This is a genomic window from Burkholderia territorii, assembly GCF_902833055.1.
GTDB classification, from domain to species: Bacteria; Pseudomonadota; Gammaproteobacteria; order Burkholderiales; family Burkholderiaceae; genus Burkholderia; species Burkholderia territorii.
Genome location: NZ_CADFEJ010000001.1, coordinates 489930 through 508690 on the forward strand (window position 1 = coordinate 489930; position 18761 = coordinate 508690).

Annotated in this window: 19 protein-coding genes and 1 riboswitch; of the genes, 8 read left to right on the forward strand and 11 right to left on the reverse strand. The window is 66.9% G+C overall.

Annotated features, from left to right (window positions below; translation table 11 throughout):
• The first annotated feature begins 31 nt into the window (after positions 1 to 31).
• On the forward strand, positions 32 to 670 hold the full coding sequence (locus HW466_RS02190; RefSeq protein WP_151003478.1) for a LysE family translocator: 639 nt from the start codon (positions 32 to 34) through the stop codon (positions 668 to 670).
• A gap of 35 nt (positions 671 to 705) precedes the next feature.
• Here the strand turns inward: HW466_RS02190 and HW466_RS02195 are convergent, their stop codons facing one another.
• Positions 706 to 2634: a TonB-dependent receptor domain-containing protein gene (locus HW466_RS02195; RefSeq protein WP_059507475.1), complete on the reverse strand. Its 1929-nt coding sequence runs from the start codon at positions 2632 to 2634 to the stop codon at positions 706 to 708.
• A gap of 315 nt (positions 2635 to 2949) precedes the next feature.
• Positions 2950 to 3142: riboswitch (cobalamin riboswitch) on the reverse strand.
• Between the two features lie 108 nt (positions 3143 to 3250).
• On the reverse strand, positions 3251 to 3556 hold the full coding sequence (locus tag HW466_RS02200) for a hypothetical protein (protein WP_170296619.1): 306 nt from the start codon (positions 3554 to 3556) through the stop codon (positions 3251 to 3253).
• Here HW466_RS02200 and HW466_RS02205 point away from each other — a divergent pair.
• The gene (locus HW466_RS02205; RefSeq protein ID WP_059944399.1) at positions 3555 to 4379 is read left to right on the forward strand and encodes an SDR family NAD(P)-dependent oxidoreductase; all 825 of its coding nucleotides are present in this window, start codon (positions 3555 to 3557) and stop codon (positions 4377 to 4379) included. The two genes, HW466_RS02200 and HW466_RS02205, sit on opposite strands and share 2 nt — an antisense overlap.
• Before the next feature lie 48 nt (positions 4380 to 4427).
• Here HW466_RS02205 and HW466_RS02210 read toward each other — a convergent pair whose 3' ends face one another.
• The 4 genes from HW466_RS02210 to HW466_RS02225 all read right to left on the reverse strand — a co-directional run bounded on the left by HW466_RS02210 (position 4428) and on the right by HW466_RS02225 (position 7004).
• The gene (locus HW466_RS02210) at positions 4428 to 4673 is read right to left on the reverse strand and encodes a hypothetical protein (protein ID WP_059507473.1); all 246 of its coding nucleotides are present in this window, start codon (positions 4671 to 4673) and stop codon (positions 4428 to 4430) included.
• Between the two features lie 131 nt (positions 4674 to 4804).
• Positions 4805 to 5779 (reverse strand): threo-3-hydroxy-L-aspartate ammonia-lyase, encoded by a 975-nt coding sequence (locus HW466_RS02215; protein ID WP_059541350.1) that lies wholly within the window; start codon positions 5777 to 5779, stop codon positions 4805 to 4807.
• A 68-nt stretch (positions 5780 to 5847) separates the two neighbouring features.
• Positions 5848 to 6486 carry a helix-turn-helix transcriptional regulator gene (locus tag HW466_RS02220; RefSeq protein ID WP_059507471.1) on the reverse strand — a complete coding sequence of 213 codons (639 nt, stop codon included), beginning with the start codon at positions 6484 to 6486 and terminating at the stop codon, positions 5848 to 5850.
• A complete protein-coding gene (locus HW466_RS02225) occupies positions 6483 to 7004 on the reverse strand; it encodes a YbaK/prolyl-tRNA synthetase associated domain-containing protein (protein WP_151003482.1) in 522 nt (173 codons plus the stop codon). Before HW466_RS02225 ends, HW466_RS02220 begins: the two co-directional genes overlap by 4 nt.
• A gap of 415 nt (positions 7005 to 7419) precedes the next feature.
• On the opposite strand from HW466_RS02225, the gene HW466_RS02230 reads away from it, so the two are divergent.
• Positions 7420 to 9006, forward strand: coding sequence for an isocitrate lyase (locus HW466_RS02230; RefSeq protein WP_059450356.1), 1587 nt, complete (start codon positions 7420 to 7422; stop codon positions 9004 to 9006).
• A gap of 54 nt (positions 9007 to 9060) precedes the next feature.
• Here the strand turns inward: HW466_RS02230 and HW466_RS02235 are convergent, their stop codons facing one another.
• Both HW466_RS02235 and HW466_RS02240 read right to left on the reverse strand, forming a co-directional pair.
• The gene (locus HW466_RS02235; RefSeq protein WP_151003484.1) at positions 9061 to 9777 is read right to left on the reverse strand and encodes an EthD domain-containing protein; all 717 of its coding nucleotides are present in this window, start codon (positions 9775 to 9777) and stop codon (positions 9061 to 9063) included.
• A 50-nt stretch (positions 9778 to 9827) separates the two neighbouring features.
• Positions 9828 to 10349 carry a nuclear transport factor 2 family protein gene (locus HW466_RS02240; protein WP_151003486.1) on the reverse strand — a complete coding sequence of 174 codons (522 nt, stop codon included), beginning with the start codon at positions 10347 to 10349 and terminating at the stop codon, positions 9828 to 9830.
• Positions 10350 to 10558: 209 nt separating this feature from the next.
• On the opposite strand from HW466_RS02240, the gene HW466_RS02245 reads away from it, so the two are divergent.
• The 5 genes from HW466_RS02245 to HW466_RS02265 all read left to right on the forward strand — a co-directional run bounded on the left by HW466_RS02245 (position 10559) and on the right by HW466_RS02265 (position 16005).
• Positions 10559 to 11059 carry a nuclear transport factor 2 family protein gene (locus HW466_RS02245; protein WP_059869747.1) on the forward strand — a complete coding sequence of 167 codons (501 nt, stop codon included), beginning with the start codon at positions 10559 to 10561 and terminating at the stop codon, positions 11057 to 11059.
• A gap of 51 nt (positions 11060 to 11110) precedes the next feature.
• On the forward strand, positions 11111 to 11977 hold the full coding sequence (locus tag HW466_RS02250; RefSeq protein WP_151003488.1) for an SDR family NAD(P)-dependent oxidoreductase: 867 nt from the start codon (positions 11111 to 11113) through the stop codon (positions 11975 to 11977).
• Between the two features lie 9 nt (positions 11978 to 11986).
• The gene (locus HW466_RS02255) at positions 11987 to 12742 is read left to right on the forward strand and encodes an SDR family NAD(P)-dependent oxidoreductase (protein ID WP_151003490.1); all 756 of its coding nucleotides are present in this window, start codon (positions 11987 to 11989) and stop codon (positions 12740 to 12742) included.
• 96 nt (positions 12743 to 12838) lie between these two features.
• Positions 12839 to 13615, forward strand: a complete 777-nt coding sequence (locus HW466_RS02260; protein WP_059450350.1) for a glucose 1-dehydrogenase — start codon at positions 12839 to 12841, stop codon at positions 13613 to 13615.
• A 524-nt stretch (positions 13616 to 14139) separates the two neighbouring features.
• A complete protein-coding gene (locus tag HW466_RS02265; protein ID WP_151003492.1) occupies positions 14140 to 16005 on the forward strand; it encodes a phosphoenolpyruvate carboxykinase (GTP) in 1866 nt (621 codons plus the stop codon).
• Positions 16006 to 16136: 131 nt separating this feature from the next.
• On the opposite strand, the gene HW466_RS02270 is transcribed toward HW466_RS02265, so the two are convergent.
• The 3 genes from HW466_RS02270 to HW466_RS02280 all read right to left on the reverse strand — a co-directional run bounded on the left by HW466_RS02270 (position 16137) and on the right by HW466_RS02280 (position 18753).
• Entirely contained in the window at positions 16137 to 17042 is a 906-nt protein-coding gene (locus HW466_RS02270; protein WP_059541321.1) for an NAD-dependent epimerase/dehydratase family protein, read from the reverse strand.
• Positions 17043 to 17120: 78 nt separating this feature from the next.
• Positions 17121 to 17957 carry an SDR family NAD(P)-dependent oxidoreductase gene (locus HW466_RS02275; RefSeq protein ID WP_059773819.1) on the reverse strand — a complete coding sequence of 279 codons (837 nt, stop codon included), beginning with the start codon at positions 17955 to 17957 and terminating at the stop codon, positions 17121 to 17123.
• Between the two features lie 37 nt (positions 17958 to 17994).
• Positions 17995 to 18753: an SDR family oxidoreductase gene (locus HW466_RS02280; RefSeq protein ID WP_059800459.1), complete on the reverse strand. Its 759-nt coding sequence runs from the start codon at positions 18751 to 18753 to the stop codon at positions 17995 to 17997.
• Positions 18754 to 18761: the final 8 nt, after the last annotated feature.

An 18761-nucleotide genomic window follows, 5' to 3' on the forward strand; every position in this document is an offset into this window, starting at 1 on the left:
TCATGTCATTGCATGTCGCGAGGAGCCGGCCATGCTGTTCATCAAGTCCGTCGTGATGGGATTGTCGATCGCGGTGCCGGTCGGCCCGATCGGCATGCTCTGCATCCAGCGCAGCCTGAGCCGCGGCTTTCGCGCAGGATTCGCGACGGGCATCGGCGCCGCGTGCGCCGATGCGATCTACGGGCTGCTCGGCGCGCTGGGCGTCGCCGGCATCGTCACCGCATTTCCGATGCTGACCGTCGCACTGAAAATCGTCGGCGGCGCATTCCTCGTGTGGCTGGCCTGGTCCATCGCGCGGCAGGCACCGGCCGCGCCGGCCGCAGTGCGCGACGCGCCGCGCGCGAGCGTGCTGCGCGATTTCCTGACGACCTTCGGCCTCACGCTGTCGAACCCGATGACGATCCTGTCGTTCGTCGGGATCTTCGCGGCGCTCGGCCCGCTGTCGGGCACGCACGAAGGCACGGCGGGGCCAACCGTGGCGTCGATGGTGGCGGGCGTGTTCGCCGGATCCGCGACGTGGTGGCTGTGCCTGAGCAGCGCGACCGCCGCATTGCGCACAAAGATGCCTCTACCTCTAATGCACGGCCTGTCGCGCGGATCGGCGGTCGTGATCGCGGCGTTCGGCGCGATCCAGCTGATCGCGGGCATGCGCGGCGTCGCCGGGGCGTGACGCAAACCACGCCGTCGTCGCACCGCGCGCCCCGCTCAGAACGTATAGCTGACCTTGCCGAACGCGGTGCGGCCGAGCGTGTTGTAGCCGTACGCCGTCATGTACTGACGGTCGAACAGGTTCGACAGCGTCGCCGACACCGTCAGGTGCGAATTGATCCTGTACGACGCGCGCAGGTTCACGGTCAGGTACGACGGCAGATACGTCGTGTTGGCCGGGTCGTCGAACGTCGTGCCGCCGTAGTTCAGCGACGCGCCCGTGCTCAGCGCATGCAGGTTGAACTCGTCCCACGTGTGGTCGACGTTGACGCTGACCGTCTGGCGAGGCCGGCGGTTGAGCCAGCTGTCGTTGGTTTCGTCCTGCGGATTCAGGAAACCGACCGCGATGCTCACCGGTGTATACCGGCCGATCGTGCCCTTGTACGACAGGTCGATGCCGCGGATATGCGAGCGGCCGATGTTCATCGGCGAGCGCGTCGCGGGGTTGTACGCGATCAGGTTGCTGATGCGCGTGTCGTAGATCGCGGCGCTGAACGTGCCGTACGCCGTGTTCGCGTCGAGCGCGGCTTCGACCGAATCGCTGCGTTCCGGGTTCAGGTCCGGATTGCCGTAGCCCGGGTAGTACAGGTCGTTGAACGACGGCAGGCGGAACGCGTTGCCGTACGACACGCGCGCCGTATAGACGGGCGTGATGGCCCATGACAGCGCGGCATTGCCGGTGTTCACGGCTTTTCCGGCGATGATCTCGTGCCGCCCGGCGACGAACAGCGTCACGCTACCGAGTGTCGCCGACTGGTGCAGCGAGAACGCGGAGTCGTTGCGCGTGGGCACGCCGTCGGGCACGTCGACCGGCAGAAATGCCTGTTCGCGCGTGAAGTCGTACGCGAGCTTCGTCTCGCCCGACAGCGGCAGGCCGAACAACCGGAAGCCATGCTCCTGATGGGTCAGCGACGTCGACGCGCTGATGCGCTGCGAGTTGATCTGGTCGGTCGGGATGGTCGGATCGCTGGCATACAGGAACTGGCGATCGTTCGCATAACCGAACGACTGGTCGAATTGCGTGTCGGGCGTGATGTCGAGATGGAACGCGATGCCGGTCGTCAGCTGATGATCGAGCTCGCGATTCGCAAAGCCTGCGTTGTCGAAGGAAAGATCGGAACGGTGATACAGCGCGAACGTCGAGATCGACCAGTTGTCGCGCGCGTAGCCGAGCCGCGCATCGAGGTCCTGTGCGTGATACGGATTGCGTCCGGCCTCGTGCCCGTACGCGAACGGCCGCGTCGCATCGATGCCGGCCGTGTTGTAGTCGTGCAGGCCGAGCGTGTAGGTGAGGCCGCCGAGCGCGGCGAGCGGCCCGGTCGACGGCACGGTGCCCGACGTGCGCACCTGCGTGTCGAAGGTCTTGTTCGTGCCGCCGCCGAACGACGCGGTGGTCTGGTTCGGCTGGCCCGCGGCGCGGCGCGTGAACAGCTGCACGACGCCGCCCATCGCGTTCGCGCCGAACGATGCGGCGGCCGGCCCCGAGATCACTTCGACGCGTTCGAACGCGTCGGTCGGCAGGTCGGCCCACGGCGCGATGCCGGTCGTCGGCGAGCCGATCCGGATGCCGTCGATGAACACCGCGACCTGGTTGGCGGACGAACCGCGGATGCTGACCGACGCGGACGAGCCGGGGCCGCCGTTCTGCGAGACGGTCACGCCCGGCAGCGTCGCGAGCGCCTGCGTGATGCTCGGGTCGCTCGGCGACAGCCGGTCGAGATCGGCGCGCGTGAGCACCTGCGTGGTCGCATAACGCTGGTCGAACGATTCGGGCAGGTGCCGCGTGTCGGTCACGCTGATCGTCGGCAGGTCGGCGGCTTCGGCGGGCCGGGGCGATTGCGCGGGCGCCGTGTCGCCGGCGGCATGGGCGAGCGGGGCGAACAGCGCCGTGGCGGCGGACGTGGCGAGAAGGTGGCGAAGATTCATGAGGCAATGAGCGTGATCGTGTTGCAGGGACGGCGAGCGTAAGCGTGTGGCGGTGCGTACCGCCGCGGTTCGTGTCGGTCTATCGCGAGGCGAGACGGCGTGGGCGGTCGTCGGGCGGGCCGGAGCACACGGCAACGCACGCGCGTGCAGGCACGCCGCGCCGATGGCCGGCGCGACGGCACGACGCTTCCGGTAAGGAAGCGCAGATGAAAAGTCTGGACATCTGAAGGGTCCTGAGGTCGGGCCGTCCGTGCAACGGGGCGACCGCGAAAGGCGGCGCCTGGCGCTCCGGGACACCCCGCCCGGCGCGGCTGCTTGGACCTCGGGTCGATGGCAGGTCTCCTGGCTCGCGGGTCGCTATTCGCACCGGCCTTCCCGGTTTCCCAGTGGCGTGGGGGAGTGCGAATTCGCCGCTCACAGTTGCGGGGGCAGCCGCAGATTCGAGGCGCTGCCTCTCCTGCGTTCCCTTTTGATCCCGTGTCCGGGAACCATCAGCGCGCAAGCGTAATGGCGAGCACTCCGCTGCGTCAATTGGCGAAGCACGCAGGGATGCGAAAAAACGTCAGTGCGCGGCGGATTCGTCCCGAATTCCGTCTCGGGAGACCTCGGCATCGCGTTACATCAGACGAAACGGAAAGACGAGGAAGGCGGCCACGTTGGCGTGACCGCCGAACGCTTCGTCCGGGGGCGTGCTGCGCGAGCTCCACTCGAACGTGCGGCGCGCGTGCTCGATCTCGTTCAAATGGGCGACGCGAAAGCCCGGCTCGTGCTGCATGTTGCGGATATCGCGGGCTGACGCGAAGCGGCCCGCGCACGACATTCTGTCGGCGCTCGCGGTGCGGCCGCCCCGGCGGCCGGCACCCTTGAATCCCGCATTCGCGCATTCGCGCATTCGCGCATCGACCACACAGGACACTGACATGACGACCCAGATTCGCTTCGACGGCGGTACCGCCGTGATTACCGGCGCGGCCAGCGGCATCGGCAGCGGGCTTGCGCGCCACGCGGCCGCGCTCGGCATGCGCGTGGTGCTGGCCGATCTCGATCCGGCGAAGCTCGACGCGTTCGCCGCGACGCTCGACACCGACGTGCTGTGCGTGCCGACCGACGTCAGCCGCCCCGAGGCCGTCGACGCACTGGCCGACGCCGCGTGGCAACGCTTCGGCGGCGTCGACCTGCTGTTCAACAACGCGGGCGTGATGACCACCGGCTTCAGCTGGGAAATCACGCCGGAGCGGTTCGAGCGCAGTTTCGCGATCAACGTGCACGGCGTGATGAACGGGCTCCGCAGCTTCGTGCCGCGCATGCTCGAGCGCAACGTGCCGGCGCGCATCGTCAATACCGCGTCGGTCGGCGGATTCCTGCCGAGCCCGCTGATGTCGCCTTACTCGGCGACGAAATTCGCGGTGGTCGCGCTGACCGAATCGCTTTACGGCGAACTGAAGATGCTCGGCGCGCCGGTCGGCGTGTCGCTGCTCGCGCCGGGCCCGGTGCAGACGGGCATTTTCAACGACCCGTTCGGCGCCGCGCACGAGCGGCCGGAGGTGCGGGGCTTCGTCGAGACGATGCGCGCGATGTTGAACGCGCACGGCCTCACGCCCGACGCATTTGCAGCGCGGGCGTTCGACGGCATTCGCGACGGGCGTTACTGGCTGATTCCGCAGCCGCAGGCGATCGACGGCGCGCTGCAGCGGCGCACCGCAGACATCCTCGCCGCGCGCGACCCGTCGCTGCCGTCGTTGTAATGAGATGACGCGGGCCGGCCGACCGACGCGGCCGGCTCACGTGCCGGGTTACATATGCATGCCGGCGTGCGTGCGGCCGTTCGGGTCGCCGCCGCGATCGGGCGGCGTATTGTTCTGATCGATCTTCGCGAGCACGAAGCCCGCATGCGGCAGGGCGGGCGAACGGGGGACGGCCTGCGCGACCGGATCGCGCGGCGAAATGGTGGAAAAACCGGATGACGTCGCGCCCGGTTGCGCGAACGCCGTGACGGATGCGGCCGCGACGGCGGCGGCGACGATCGCGTGCGTGTTCATGGCGACTCCTTCTTCACGACAGACTGCGAAATCACGCATTCAGTCTAGGGCGCGAAACTTAACGCGACGTGAAGGAGCGGCGGCGCGCGGATGACAGGATGTTCATACGGCCATCCGCGCGCCGCAACGCATCACGCGGAGGCGGCGATCAGCGCGCAGAAGTTCTCGAGATCGACGTTGCCGCCGCTGATCACGATGCCGACACGCTTGCCTTTCAGTTCGTCCTTCATCCGGCGCGCGGCCGCGAGCGACAGGCAACCGGTCGGTTCGACGACAATCTTCATACGCGTCGCGAAAAAGCGCATGCAGTCGACGAGTTCCGCATCGGTCGCGGTCAGGATGTCGTCGACGTCGCGGCGCAGGATCGGGAACGTCAGGTTGCCGAGATGCTGCGTCTGCGCGCCGTCGGCGATCGTGCGCGGCGTGTCGATATGGACGATCGAACCGGACCGGAACGATTGCTGCCCGTCGTTGCCGGCTTCCGGTTCGACGCCGTACAGCTTCGCGTGCGGCGACAGCGCGCGCGTCGCGAGTGCCGTGCCCGACAGCAGGCCGCCGCCGCCGAGCGGCGTGAACACGGCGTCCAGCGGCCCGACTTCGTCGAACAGTTCCTTCGCCGCCGTGCCCTGGCCCGCGATCACGTCCGCGTGGTCGTACGGCGGCACCAGCGTGAGCCCGTGCTTCTCGGCGAGCGCGCGGCCGATCTGCTCGCGGTCCTCGGTATAGCGATCGTAGGTCACGACGTTGCCGCCGTAGCCGCGCGTCGCGGCCATCTTCGCGGCCGGCGCGTCCTGCGGCATCACGATCGTCGCCGGGATGCCGAGGATGCGCGCCGACAGCGCGATCGCCTGCGCGTGGTTGCCCGACGAGAACGCGACGACACCGTGACGGCGTTGCGTCGCGTCGAAGCGCGACAGCGCGTTGAACGCGCCGCGGAACTTGAACGCGCCCATGCGCTGCAGGTTCTCGCACTTGAAGAACACCTGCGCGCCGAGCGCTTCGTCGATCGTTCGCGACGTCATCACGGGCGTGCGGTGCGCGTGGCCGTCGAGTCGTGCCGCGGCGGCCGCGACGTCGTCATAGGTGGGGAGGGTCGGTGTGTTCATGAGTCGCTCGTCGGAAGAGTCGGTCAAAAGGTTGGCGGGGCGCGCGACGGGCACGTCGGCCTCACGCATCATTTCGCATCGTTGTATACAGTGGCGCGCGACACGCCGAGGTGCTGCGACACGATTTCCATCGCGCGGCGCACCTCGAGAAAGCCGTCGGCCTTCAGCATCTGCATCAGCTCGCGGCGCTGTTCGGTCTTCAGTTCGCGCGGCGTGGTCGCAAGGCGCGTCGCGAACGCGTCGATGCGCTGCCGGATCGCATCCGCGCCGGCCGGGTCGAGCGTTTCGGCCACGGGCGCACCTTCGGTGCTGCAGAACTGGTTCAGCATGCCCTGGAAACCGCGAAACAGCGTGACGTCGGCGTTCAGGCACAGCGCGGCCACGTAGCGGCCGCTCGAATCCTTGATGCCGATCGACGTGCTTTTCGCGGTGCGGCCGTCGGCGAAGCGGTTCGCGTAGTTCGCGAGCACCTGCGGGAAGTCGTCGTCCTCGATGCGGGCGAGCCCGAGTTCGGTCGCCGGATCGCCGATCGCGCGGCCCGACAGGTTGTTGTGGATCGCGAGGATCGCGTGCTCCGGCGTGCGCAGGTCGTGCACGACGACTTCGGTGAACGGCCCGAACATCGCGCCGAGCCCTTCGGCGATGCGCAGCACCTGCTCGATCAGCGATGCCTGCTCCGACAGTGGCCTGGCGTGGGGCGTGGTCATGTGCTGGCCTCGGGCGCGGGTGCGTCGGCCGTCTGCGGTCGCGTGATGTCGGCCAGCAGCGGGCGGGCGATTCGCACGTAGTCGGATGCGTCGAGCACGACCGAGCGATCGAGGCGACCCGCGTTGAACGCGATTTCATCGTTGAGTTCGATCAGCGCGGGGTCGACGACGAGCGTCACGTTCGAGTCGAACACGAACGGCGGCACGGCGCCCATCACGCAGCGCGTGACGGTGGCCGCAAGTTCGGGCGGCGCGAGCGTTGCCTTGCGGCGGCCGACCGCGTCGGCGACCTTGCGGAAATCGATCTTCAGATGACCGGGGATGACCGCAAGGGCGGTGGCGTCGCCGCCGTCCTTGAACGTGCAGAGCATTGCCTTCGCGCCCTGCTCGGGACGCGTGCCGCGAATCGCGGCGATTACGTCGGATTTGCCTTCGGCCGGGTGGTCCAGCACGCGGAACCGCGCGCCGGCGGTGGTCAGCAGCTCGCACAGCGCGTCGAAAACGGGATAGTCGCTCATGTCGATCCGGGCAGAGGAGGGCGCGCATCGCGGTGCGCGGGGACGGCGCGCTTGCGCATCGCTATCGATGAATTGTCCAAGTATAGACGTTTTGTCATTCGCGTGGCGCAGGTTCGGCGCATGCACCGCCCAATCGGGATTCCCACCAACTGCCGAAAGACCATTTCATATTGCGGCATGCGCGCGAAATTCCCGTCACGCGCCCGTCCCGCCGCTTGAAAACCTGTTTTGCATCGCAAAACGCACCGCTTATCTCATTGAAAAGCAAGCGAAATTTATATCTTATGTCTTATATAAGACTTCGTCGAAAACGGATCGGGCGGCGTTACCATTGAGTCCATGCAGTTCGCTTCGTCACACGAAGCGGGCACGCTGAACCCTTTACTCAAATGCGCTTCGTTCCCAGGAGATTGACATGTCCCAATATCAAGACGACATCAAGGCAGTGGCTGGCTTGAAGGAAAACCACGGCAGCGCGTGGAATGCCATCAATCCCGAGTATGCCGCCCGCATGCGTGCCCAGAACAAGTTCAAGACGGGCCTCGACATCGCGAAGTACACCGCGAAGATCATGCGCGCCGACATGGCCGCGTACGATGCCGATCCGTCCAAGTACACGCAGTCGCTGGGCTGCTGGCACGGTTTCATCGGCCAGCAGAAGATGATCTCCATCAAGAAGCACTTCAACAGCACCGAACGCCGTTACCTGTACCTGTCGGGGTGGATGGTTGCCGCGCTGCGCTCGGAGTTCGGCCCGCTGCCGGACCAGTCGATGCACGAAAAGACGTCGGTCAGCGCGCTGATCCGCGAGCTGTACACGTTCCTGCGCCAGGCCGACGCGCGCGAGCTGGGCGGCCTGTTCCGCGAACTGGATGCCGCGAAGGACCCGGCTGCCAAGGCCGCGATCCAGGAAAAGATCGACAACCACGTGACGCACGTCGTGCCGATCATCGCCGACATCGACGCCGGCTTCGGCAACGCGGAAGCAACGTACCTGCTGGCCAAGCAATTCATCGAAGCGGGCGCGTGCTGTATCCAGATCGAGAACCAGGTGTCCGACGAGAAGCAGTGCGGCCACCAGGACGGCAAGGTCACCGTGCCGCACGAGGACTTCCTCGCGAAAATCCGCGCGATCCGCTATGCATTCCTCGAACTGGGCGTGGACGACGGCATCATCGTCGCGCGTACCGATTCGCTGGGCGCCGGCCTCACCAAGCAGATCGCCGTCACCAACCAGCCGGGCGACCTGGGCGACCAGTACAACTCGTTCCTCGATTGCGAAGAACTGTCGGCCGACCAGCTGGGCAACGGTGACGTCGTCATCAAGCGCGACGGCAAGCTGCTGCGTCCGAAGCGCCTGCCGAGCAACCTGTTCCAGTTCCGCGCCGGCACGGGCGAAGCGCGTTGCGTGCTCGACTGCATCACGTCGCTGCAGAACGGCGCCGACCTGCTGTGGATCGAAACCGAAAAGCCGCACATCGCGCAGATCGGCGGCATGGTCAAGGAAATCCGCAAGGTGATCCCGAACGCGAAGCTGGTGTACAACAACAGCCCGTCGTTCAACTGGACGCTCAACTTCCGTCAACAGGCGTACGACGCGATGAAGGAAGCGGGCAAGGACGTGTCGGCGTACGACCGTGCACAGCTGATGAGCGTCGAGTACGACGAGACCGAACTGGCCAAGCTCGCCGACGAGAAGATCCGCACGTTCCAGGCCGATGCGTCGCGTGAAGCAGGCATCTTCCACCACCTGATCACGCTGCCGACGTACCACACGGCCGCACTGTCGACCGACAACCTCGCGAAGGAATACTTCGGCGAACAGGGCATGCTCGGCTACGTGGCCGGCGTGCAGCGCAAGGAAATCCGTCAGGGCATCGCGTGCGTCAAGCACCAGAACATGTCCGGCTCGGATATCGGCGACGACCACAAGGAATACTTCAGCGGCGAAGCCGCGCTGAAGGCGGCGGGCAAGGACAACACGATGAACCAGTTCTCGTAATCGTCACACCCGCGGCACGACGCCAACCCGTTCATTGCGGGTTGGCGTTTTTTTTTATCCGCGCACGGCCTTCACGATGTACTGGCTCGTCGGCACCACGTCGATCTTGTCGAAATCGATGAAGCGTGCGCAGCTGTCCATCATCTCCGCGACGTTGCGCTGGAATTTCCCGTCGTCGCCGACCGCATCGAAGAACGCATGCGGATCGGTCATCGCGGCCGCCGGGAAGCATTCCTCGACGATCGCGTCGTAGCCGGGCGCCGCATGCGTGAGCGCGCGCACGACCACGTTCTGCACGTACAGGAAGTTGTCCTGCGTATCGATCGCGACGCGCGTGTGGTGGCCGTGCCATACGTCGAGCCACGCTTCGTGCGTGAGACGCGGCGGCCGCTTCAGGAACGCGAGCTGAGAGAAGCCGGTCGTGCGCTCGCCGGGCCGCGCCGGAAAGCGCGTGTTCGGAATCGGCTGCGACTCGGTGACGAGGTACGCGGCCATATGCGGGACGATCGAACGCACCGCGTCGTCGAACGGCTGGCGGAACATCGGGTTCGCGCTGTCGAGCCACACCGCGACGATCCCGTCGATGCCCGGGTGCGTGTTGGTCTGCTTCAGGCCGGCGGCCGGCGCGACGTCGGCGTCGGCGACGTTGACCTGCACGCCGTGCGCGCCCAGCGACAACAGCTTGTCGGCGAGCTGCGCGCGCACGCTGCGGCTCCATTGCTCGGGCGCGGCCTGCGCGTCGCGCCACAACACGTAAATGACTTTCTCCATTGCTCCGGCTCCAAAGGGAATGACGAGGTCGGCGGCGCTGCCGCCGGGTTTCAGGAAGCGTTGACGGCCGAGTCGTTCGCACCCGGTGCGTCGGATGCGCCGGGTGCGAAGCGGTTGGCGGTCAGCGTGCACGACGGCGGAATCGGCGACGTGACGGTTTCGAACAGGCGCTCGTGACGCGTCGCGTGAATGCGCCACACGCCGTCGTGCTTCACGTACTGGTCGTCGTAGAACGCGGTGCCGTGCAGCAGGTAGTTGTCCTCCAGATTGATCGCGTGATCCTCGAGAAACCACACGCCGCACGCATGATCGGCGGATACCAGCGTGAGCTCGGGGTGGTGGCCGTGATGCATCGTCAGGAAGATCGGCTTGCCGATCAGTTCGCGCAGGCTCGACACGAACGCGTCGCGCCCGTCGTACGCATAGCGGCCGCCGTACAGGCGCGCCTCGCAATCCTCGGTCAGGCACTGCGCGAGCAGCGACCAGTCGTGCGTGTCGATCGCGCGGAAATACCGGTACTTCAGTTGGCGGATCTGCTCGTACTCGTGGAGCGTGCGGGTCGTCTCGTCCATCGCCGTGTCTCGTGGTGGTGTCGTCGGATGGTAGGAACGAAGCTGCCCGTGTCACATCGTCTGATCGGATGAACGCCGCGGACTGCACTCGATTCCGTGCGATATGCGGCATCGAGGTTCATCCAAACAGGTGATGGCCGGCTTCCCGTGCGCCTGTAACGTGGCGTCGACGCGGTTTCGATCCGCGCACACGACACCAAGGAGGCGGCATGACCCCGATCGAACGAATGGAAGCGCGCGTGCGCAGGCTAGAGGACGCCGACGCGATCCGCCGCCTGAAGGCGCGCTACTTCACGTGCTGCGACCGGAAGGATCCCGAAGGGATGCGCGAGTGCTTCACGCCCGGCGCCGTGCATATCGACTATGGACGCATCGGCACGTTCGACCACCGCGACGCGCTCGTCGACGTGTTCGAGCGGCTCGGCTGCCACCCGCACATCGTCGAGATGCACCACGGCGTGAATCCCGATATCACCGTGCTCGACGACACGCATGCGCGCGGCACGTGGGGCCTGCATTACCAGATGCTCGATACCAATGCACGCACGCTCACGCAGCTCGGCGCGACCTACGACGACGAATACCGGAAGGTCGACGGCGAATGGAAGATTGCGGCCACGCGCTGCGTCGTCACGTCGACGTTGTCGGCCCGCTACGACGGCGACGCGCCGGGCGTGCTGTTCGCCGGCACGCAGCCGCCGGTCGCGTGACGACGCGCGCGATCCACGCAGGTTGAAGACATTCCCCGGGAGACATCGAACATGGCACAGAACCACGAGGCCCCCGTCGCCGTCGTGACGGGCGCGTCGCGCGGCGCGGGCAAGGGCATCGCGCGCGCGCTCGGCGCGGCCGGCATGACCGTCTACGTGACGGGCCGCTCGCAGCACGAAGGCGACGCGCCGTTGCCCGGCACGATCCACGAAACCGCGCGCGAGATCGATTCGCTGGGCGGACGCGGGATCGCCGTCGCATGCGACCACGCGGACGACGCACAGGTGAAGGCGCTGTTCGAGCGCGTCGAACGCGACAGCGGGCGCCTCGACATCCTCGTCAACAACGCGACGTATCTGCACGACCAGCTGATCCTGCCGGGCCCGTTCTGGGAGAAGTCGCTCGATCTCGTGAACATCCTTGACGTCGGGCTGCGCTCCGCGTACGTCGCGAGCTGGCACGCCGCGCCGCTGATGACGAGGCGCCGCAGCGGGCTGATCGCGTTCACGTCGTCGTTCGGCGCGAGCTGCTACATGCACGGCGCCGCGTACGGCGCGCAGAAATCGGGCGTCGACAAGTTCGCGAAGGACATGGCCGTCGACCTGAAGCCGTTCGACGTCGCCGCCGTGTCGATCTGGATGGGTCCGCTGCGCACCGAACGCACGACGCGCGTGTGGGACGAGCATCCGGATCTCTACAAGGAGTTCTCGCTCGTCGCCGAAAGCCCGGAATTCACCGGCCGCGTGATTCAGGCGATCCATGCCGATCCGCAGCGCATGGCGTTGTCGGGGCAGGTGCTGGTCGGTGCGGAAGCCGCGCTGCGGTACGGCATCGCGGATCTCGACGGCAAGCAGCCGCCGTCGTATCGCGAGCTGCTCGGCGGGCCCGTGCAGGCACATCCGGCAATCGTCGCGTAAGGAGCGCAGATGGGCATTCTCGAAGGCAAGGTCGCGCTCGTCACGGGTGCGGGGCAGGGTGTCGGGCAAGGCGTTGCGCACGCGCTCGCGGCGGAAGGCGCGCAAGTGGCCGTGGTCGGCCGCACGCGCGACAAGCTGATCGCGACCTGCGATGCGATTCGCGCACGCGGCGGCGTCGCGGAACCGTTCGTATGCGACGTGATGGATGCCGCGCAGATCGCGCGGTGCGTCGATGCGGTCGTCGAGCGGTTTCGCGGCGTGCAGATCCTGATCAACAACGCGCAGGTCGTGCCGCTCGGCCGCCTGCTCGACGTGACCGACGCGGATTTTCTCGCGGGCCTCGAGTCGGGGCCGATCGCGACGCTGCGCATGATGCGCGCGTGTCATCCGCATCTGAAGGGCGATGGCGTGATCGTCAATTTCGCGTCGTCGGCCGCGGTGCGCTGGGACACGTCGGGCTACGGCGCGTACGCGGCGACCAAGGAAGCGATTCGCGCGCTCACGCGCGCGGCGGCATGCGAATGGGGGGCCGACGGCATTCGCGTGAACGCGGTCGCACCGCATGCGCTGTCGCCGGGGCTGAAGGGATGGGTCGACGCTAACCCGGACGAAGCAGCCGCGTTCTTCCGCACGATCCCGCTCGGCCGCGTCGGCGACTGCGAGCGCGACATCGGGCGCGCGATCGTGTTCCTCGCGAGCCGCGACGCCGGATACCTGACGGGGGCGACGCTGCCGCTCGATGGCGGGCAGGCGTACTGGGGCTGACGGCGAACGCGCCGCACATCAACGGCCGGCCGCTCGCGCGTGGCAACGCGCCGAGGCCGGCAAACCGGAATCGGAAAGCATCGAGGAGAAAACGACATGGGTCGACTGGAAGGAAAGGTGGCGATCGTCACGGGCGGCGCGCGCGGGATGGGCGCCGCAACGTGCAGGCTGTTCGTCGAGGAAGGCGCGCGCGTCGTGATCGGCGACGTGCTCGACGCGGAGGGCGAGGCGCTTGCGCGTGAGCTCGGCGACGCGGCACGCTTCATGCGGCTGGACGTGAGCGACGAAGCGAACTGGGCGCGCGTTGCCGATGCGACCGTCGAGCAGTTCGGCCGCATCGACGTGCTCGTGAACAACGCGGCCGTGCTGACGTTCGGCGCGATCACCGAATTGTCGAAACGCGATTTCGAGCGTGCGGTATCGATCAATTTGGTCGGCACGTTCGTCGGCATCCGCACGATCGCACCGCGCATGATCGCGCAGAAGCGCGGGTCGATCGTCAATATCTCGTCGGTGGACGGGCTGCGCGGTGTGAACGCGCTGGCCGCCTACGTATCGAGCAAATGGGGCGTGCGCGGGTTGACGAAGGTGGCGGCGCTCGAACTCGGCCACCAGGGCGTGCGCGTGAATTCGATCCATCCCGGCGGCGTCAATACTGCGATGTCGAATCCGACCGGCGCGCCGCTCGACGAGGTCAACAAGCACTACACGCACGTGCCGCTGCAGCGCGTCGGCTTGCCTGACGAAATCGCGCGGGCGACGCTGTTTCTCGCGAGCGACGAAGCGTCGTACTGCAACGGCGCCGAACTGTCCGTCGACGGCGGGATGGCCGCGGGCGCGTATTACCCCGGATTGCCGGGCGCGCCGTTTTGAGGGGTACCGCACACAACGCATCCGTGACGGATGTTTGTGTGCGCAACCTAATTCAGGGTTTGCCTGAGTAGCGCAAAAACGAATTCGCGCCGCGACCATTCGCGTGCATCGCAGGCGAACGGTCGCGCGGTTTTTTCCGTTTTCGCGAGACCCTTGCAGGGCGGACGTTCCAGCCGTTTCGTCCCCAAAGCGCACGCGCCGACGCAGTAAAAAAGACCTGCAGGCAAGCAGCATGCCGGCGCGTCGTGACAATTGTTTCTTGTTGCAACGCAACGCCCGCCCAATAACGGCGATGGTATGCTGGCCGGCATGGAGTTGTACGGCAGGTTGCTTGCATGGCGAAACTCGCGTTCGCACACTCATACGAGACATCACATTCTCTCGCCCGCATCGCGGCATCGATACGCGCTCCGCTCGCGTGTCCCGCCTTGCGCGTCGCTGCATCCTGCGCTCCGACCGCATTCCCCATCTCGCGGGTTCGTCCCGCATCCGCCATCCCCGCCCAATAGTCTGGAGACATTCTCATGTCGCAACCCAATCTGGCCGAAGCGACGCACGGCCCGCTGATCGCTCCCCCGGCATTCGTCAAGCATCGCAAACTGATCGACTGGGTGTCGCAAATCGCGGCGCTCACCGAGCCCGAGCGCGTCGTCTGGTGCGACGGCTCGCAGCAAGAAAACGACGCGCTGTGCCAGGCGATGGTCGACCAGGGCACGCTCAAGCGCCTGAACCCCGCGAAGCGCCCGAACTCGTATCTCGCGCAGTCCGATCCGTCGGACGTCGCGCGCGTCGAGGATCGCACCTTCATCTGTACCGAATCGCCCGACGACGTCGGCCCGACCAACAACTGGATCGCGCCGGAAGAAATGCGCGAGACGCTCAACGGCCTGTTTCGCGGTTCGATGCGCGGCCGCACGCTGTACGTCGTGCCGTTCTCGATGGGCCCGCTCGGCTCGCCGATTGCGCACGTCGGCGTCGAGCTGTCCGACAGCCCGTACGTGGCCGTGAACATGCGGATCATGACGCGCATGGGTCGCGAGGTCTACGACGTGCTCGGCGAGGACGGCGAATTCGTGCCGTGCGTGCACAGCGTCGGCCATCCGCTCGAAGCAGGGCAACAGGACGTGCCGTGGCCGTGCAACCCGGTCAAGTACATCGTGCACTTCCCCGAGACGCACGAGATCTGGAGCTTCGGCTCGGGCTACGGCGGCAACGCGCTGCTCGGCAAGAAATGCTTTGCGCTGCGCATCGCGTCGACGATGGGCCGCGATCAGGGCTGGCTCGCCGAACACATGCTGATCCTCGGTGTGACGTCGCCGGCCGGCAAGAAGTATCACGTCGCGGCGGCGTTCCCGTCCGCGTGCGGCAAGACCAACTTCGCGATGCTGATCCCGCCGCAGGGTTTCGACGGCTGGAAGGTCACGACGATCGGTGACGACATCGCATGGCTGAAGCCCGGCCGCGACGGGCGCCTGTATGCGATCAACCCGGAGGCCGGCTTCTTCGGCGTCGCGCCGGGCACGGGCGTGAAGACCAACCCGAACGCGATCGCGACGCTGAAGGAAAACGTGATCTTCACGAATGTCGCGCTGACGGAGGACGGCGACGTGTGGTGGGAAGGCCTGACCGACACACCGCCCGCGAAGCTGACCGACTGGCAGGGCAACCCGTGGACGCCGGAGATCGGCAAGGAAACCGGTCGCAAGGCCGCGCATCCGAATTCGCGCTTCACGGCACCGGCATCGCAATGCCCGTCGATCGACGCGGACTGGGAGAACCCGGCCGGCGTACCGATCGACGCGTTCATCTTCGGCGGCCGCCGCTCGACGACCGTGCCGCTCGTGACCGAGGCACGCGACTGGATCGAGGGCGTGTACATGGCCGCGACGATGGGCTCTGAGACGACCGCCGCCGCAGCCGGCCAGCAGGGCGTCGTGCGCCGCGACCCGTTCGCGATGCTGCCGTTCTGCGGCTACAACATGAGCGATTATTTCGCGCACTGGCTGAAGCTCGGCAAGCAGCTCGAACGCACGGGCGCGACGCTGCCGAAGATCTACTGCGTGAACTGGTTCCGCAAGGACGCGAACGGCAAGTTCGTGTGGCCGGGCTTCGGCGAGAACATGCGCGTGCTGAAGTGGATGCTCGACCGCCTCGAGGGTCAGGGCGGTGGCGGCGAACATGCGTTCGGCGTGTCGCCGGCCTACGAAGACCTGCACTGGGACGGGCTCGACTTCACGCGCGAGCAGTTCGATGCGGTGACGTCGATGAACGCCGACGAATGGCGTGACGAACTGAAGCTGCATGCGGCGCTGTTCGACACGCTGAAGCTGCGTCTGCCGCCCGAGCTGACCGACACGATGAAGAAGATCGAACAGCGCATCGGCGGCTGACGATTCGAGTCAAAGTCACCTGGTAACGACGTGGTGGCAAGAACGTCCCGCCGCCGGCAAGCATCGCCGGCGGCGGGACGTTTTTGTTTCTGCTTCGTTTCAGCGTTGTGCGTGCCGCGCCGGCCGTGCGCTTACGCGCCGCACTGCGCGACCACCTCGTTCACCGCGCGCTGCACGTCGCCGCGCCGGTAGCGCAGCAGCGCGATATCGGCCGGATCGGGTTCGTACGACACGACGTTGCCGCGCCCCGTATAGATCGCGATATCCGGCAGCAGCGGATGCTCCTGATCGAGCGACGGCACCGGCTGCGGATTGCCGGCCGCGCGGAAGAAGGCCGCGAAATAGTCGGCGAAGCTCAGGTTCTCGTCGCCGACGAGATATGCCTTGCCCGATTCGCCGCGTTGCAGCGCGCCCCAGATCGCTTCAGACAGCGATTGCGTCGAGATGAAGTTGCTGCCGCCGGCCGGCCCGTACACCGGCAGGCCGGCGAGCTTGCCCTGCGCATAGCCCGTGTACGCGGCGAACATCTCGTTGTGCAACCCCGGCACCGACCCGACGACGAACGGCGCATTGACGCTGCACACCGCGAACGACGGCGACGCGAGCGCGCGCACGCGTTCGTCGGCGAGATGGCGCGAGCGCACGTACGGCACCGTGTCGACGAGCGCCGGCGCGACCTGCGGATAGAAGCTGCCGACCAGCACCGCGCGCTTCACGCCCGCGTCGCGCGCGAGCGCGAAGAAGCGCGGCACCGCGTCGACGTTCGCGCGTTCCCAGTGCGCGGCTTCGTCGGTGCCCGGCGGCAGGTGACGGATGTCGTTGCCCGCCGCGAACACGATCGCGTCGAACGGTGCGAGCTCGTCACGCGTGAAGTTGCCGGCCACGTAATCGCGCAGCAGCACGTCGAACTGCGCGAGCGCGCTGCCCGGCGCGGGCGGCTTGCGCGCGGCGAGCGTCACGTCGTTGCCTTGCGCGTGCAGATGCAGCGCCGCGTGGCCGCCGATGAGGCCGGTGCCGCCGATGATCAGGATCTTCATGATGTCTCCGAGGGCGGCGCGGGCGCGCCGCATGAATTGAACCGACGATTGAACGGATGAAGCCGCGCGCGGCGTCGTTCAGAAGTTGAAGCCGTTACCCGTGACGACCGGCATGTTGGTCCAGAAGCCGTTCGGGTCCCGATACCAGCCGGCCGCCGCGAGCGCGCCGCCGTCCACGTGCAGCGTCGTGCCGGTGATCCACGCGGCAAGCGGGCTCGCGAGGAACAGCGCGGCACCCGCGATGTCGCCGGCCGCTCCGAAGCGCCCGAGCGGAATCCAGCGCGGGATGTGTGCGCGATGCTCAGCCGCGACCATCGCGCTCACGGGCACCTGCGGCGTCTCAGTGGTCTCCGGCGCGATCTGGTTTACGCGGATGCCGGCCGGCCCGAGTTCGAGCGCGAGGCTTTTCGTGAAACCGGTCAGCGCGGCCTTGAATGACGCATAGACGGTGCAGTTCGGAATCGCGCGAAAGCCCTCGATCGACGACACGCCGACGATGCTGCCGCCCGCGCCGCGCTTGCGCAGCAACGGCAGCATCGCGCGCGTGACGACGAACACCTGGCGCAGGTTCACGTCGAACAGGCGCGCGATGTCGTCGTCGGTATGGTCGTCGAACGGCTTCGCGATCTGCAGGAAATCGCCGACGTTGTTGACGAGCACGTCGAGGCCGTCGAAGCGTGCGTCGATCGTCCGCGCAAATGCATCGACCTCGTCGCGGCGCGTGACGTCGACGGTACCGACGAGCGCGTCGACACCCGCTGCTTCGAGCGCCTGACGGACGTCCTGCGCGCGGGCGGGATCGCGCTCGGCCACCGCGACGCGCGCGCCCGCCGCACCGAATGCTTCCGCGCACGCGCGGCCGATGCCCGCGCCGCCGCCGGTGACCAGCACCGTCTTGCCGGCAAATGAAATCATCACGACACTCCTTCGAACGGGAAAGCGGTGCGCCGCGTCACAGCGACGAAACGAGTTGCGCGTTGTCGATCCGCAGCTCCGCGCCGTTCACGAAGCGCGACTCGTCGGATGCGAGGAACAGCACGAGATTCGCGACGTCCCGCGGGTCGCACATGCGTGCCATCGGATCGTTGCCGATGCCGAGTTCGGCCGGGTCGAGATCGGGCATCAGCGCCCGGGTCATCGGCGTCCAGATTCCGTCCGGGTGGATCGAGTTGCAACGGATCCGGTAGCCGCTGCGCTTGCAGTGCACGGCGACGCTGCGCGCGAGCGCCGTCACAGCGCCTTTCGAGCCGGTGTACGCGCACATCATCGGCAGGCCGCCGAGCGCGGCGACCGACGACATCATCACGATCGATCCGGGCGTGTCGTTGTCCTTCATCGCGCCGATCGCGTACTTGCAGCCGAGGAAATAACCGTCCGCATTGACGCGCAGCACGCGCCGCCAGGTATCGAGGCTCGTGTCCTCGATCGAGCCGACCGGGCAGATCGCCGCGTTGTTGACGAGTACGTCAAGGCGTCCGAAACGATCGAGCGTCGACGCGATCGCGTGCCGCCAGCCGTCCTCGTCCGCGATGTCCTGGCGCACGAACAGCGCCGTATCGCCGATTTCACGCGCGAGCGCGCGTCCGGCATCCTCGTCGATGTCGGTGAGCACGACACGCGCGCCCTCGGCGGCCAGCAGCAGCGCATCCTCGCGGCCGACGCCGCTCGCCGCGCCGGTGACCAGCGCGACCTTGTTTGCGACTCGATTCATCTTTGGGT

What these genes read in the sequence shown, in the direction of transcription:
- HW466_RS02230 (WP_059450356.1), top strand. Translation starts at nt 7,420, where the DNA reads ATGTCCCAATATCAAGACGACATCAAGGCAGTGGCTGGCTTGAAGGAA.
- HW466_RS02245 (WP_059869747.1), top strand. Translation starts at nt 10,559, where the DNA reads ATGACCCCGATCGAACGAATGGAAGCGCGCGTGCGCAGGCTAGAGGAC.
- HW466_RS02205 (WP_059944399.1), top strand. Translation starts at nt 3,555, where the DNA reads ATGACGACCCAGATTCGCTTCGACGGCGGTACCGCCGTGATTACCGGC.
- HW466_RS02255 (WP_151003490.1), top strand. Translation starts at nt 11,987, where the DNA reads ATGGGCATTCTCGAAGGCAAGGTCGCGCTCGTCACGGGTGCGGGGCAG.
- HW466_RS02225 (WP_151003482.1), bottom strand. Translation starts at nt 7,004, where the DNA reads ATGAGCGACTATCCCGTTTTCGACGCGCTGTGCGAGCTGCTGACCACC.
- HW466_RS02190 (WP_151003478.1), top strand. Translation starts at nt 32, where the DNA reads ATGCTGTTCATCAAGTCCGTCGTGATGGGATTGTCGATCGCGGTGCCG.
- HW466_RS02240 (WP_151003486.1), bottom strand. Translation starts at nt 10,349, where the DNA reads ATGGACGAGACGACCCGCACGCTCCACGAGTACGAGCAGATCCGCCAA.
- HW466_RS02280 (WP_059800459.1), bottom strand. Translation starts at nt 18,753, where the DNA reads ATGAATCGAGTCGCAAACAAGGTCGCGCTGGTCACCGGCGCGGCGAGC.
- HW466_RS02265 (WP_151003492.1), top strand. Translation starts at nt 14,140, where the DNA reads ATGTCGCAACCCAATCTGGCCGAAGCGACGCACGGCCCGCTGATCGCT.
- HW466_RS02235 (WP_151003484.1), bottom strand. Translation starts at nt 9,777, where the DNA reads ATGGAGAAAGTCATTTACGTGTTGTGGCGCGACGCGCAGGCCGCGCCC.
- HW466_RS02220 (WP_059507471.1), bottom strand. Translation starts at nt 6,486, where the DNA reads ATGACCACGCCCCACGCCAGGCCACTGTCGGAGCAGGCATCGCTGATC.
- HW466_RS02200 (WP_170296619.1), bottom strand. Translation starts at nt 3,556, where the DNA reads ATGTCAGTGTCCTGTGTGGTCGATGCGCGAATGCGCGAATGCGCGAAT.
- HW466_RS02195 (WP_059507475.1), bottom strand. Translation starts at nt 2,634, where the DNA reads ATGAATCTTCGCCACCTTCTCGCCACGTCCGCCGCCACGGCGCTGTTC.
- HW466_RS02215 (WP_059541350.1), bottom strand. Translation starts at nt 5,779, where the DNA reads ATGAACACACCGACCCTCCCCACCTATGACGACGTCGCGGCCGCCGCG.
- HW466_RS02260 (WP_059450350.1), top strand. Translation starts at nt 12,839, where the DNA reads ATGGGTCGACTGGAAGGAAAGGTGGCGATCGTCACGGGCGGCGCGCGC.
- HW466_RS02210 (WP_059507473.1), bottom strand. Translation starts at nt 4,673, where the DNA reads ATGAACACGCACGCGATCGTCGCCGCCGCCGTCGCGGCCGCATCCGTC.
- HW466_RS02270 (WP_059541321.1), bottom strand. Translation starts at nt 17,042, where the DNA reads ATGAAGATCCTGATCATCGGCGGCACCGGCCTCATCGGCGGCCACGCG.
- HW466_RS02275 (WP_059773819.1), bottom strand. Translation starts at nt 17,957, where the DNA reads ATGATTTCATTTGCCGGCAAGACGGTGCTGGTCACCGGCGGCGGCGCG.
- HW466_RS02250 (WP_151003488.1), top strand. Translation starts at nt 11,111, where the DNA reads ATGGCACAGAACCACGAGGCCCCCGTCGCCGTCGTGACGGGCGCGTCG.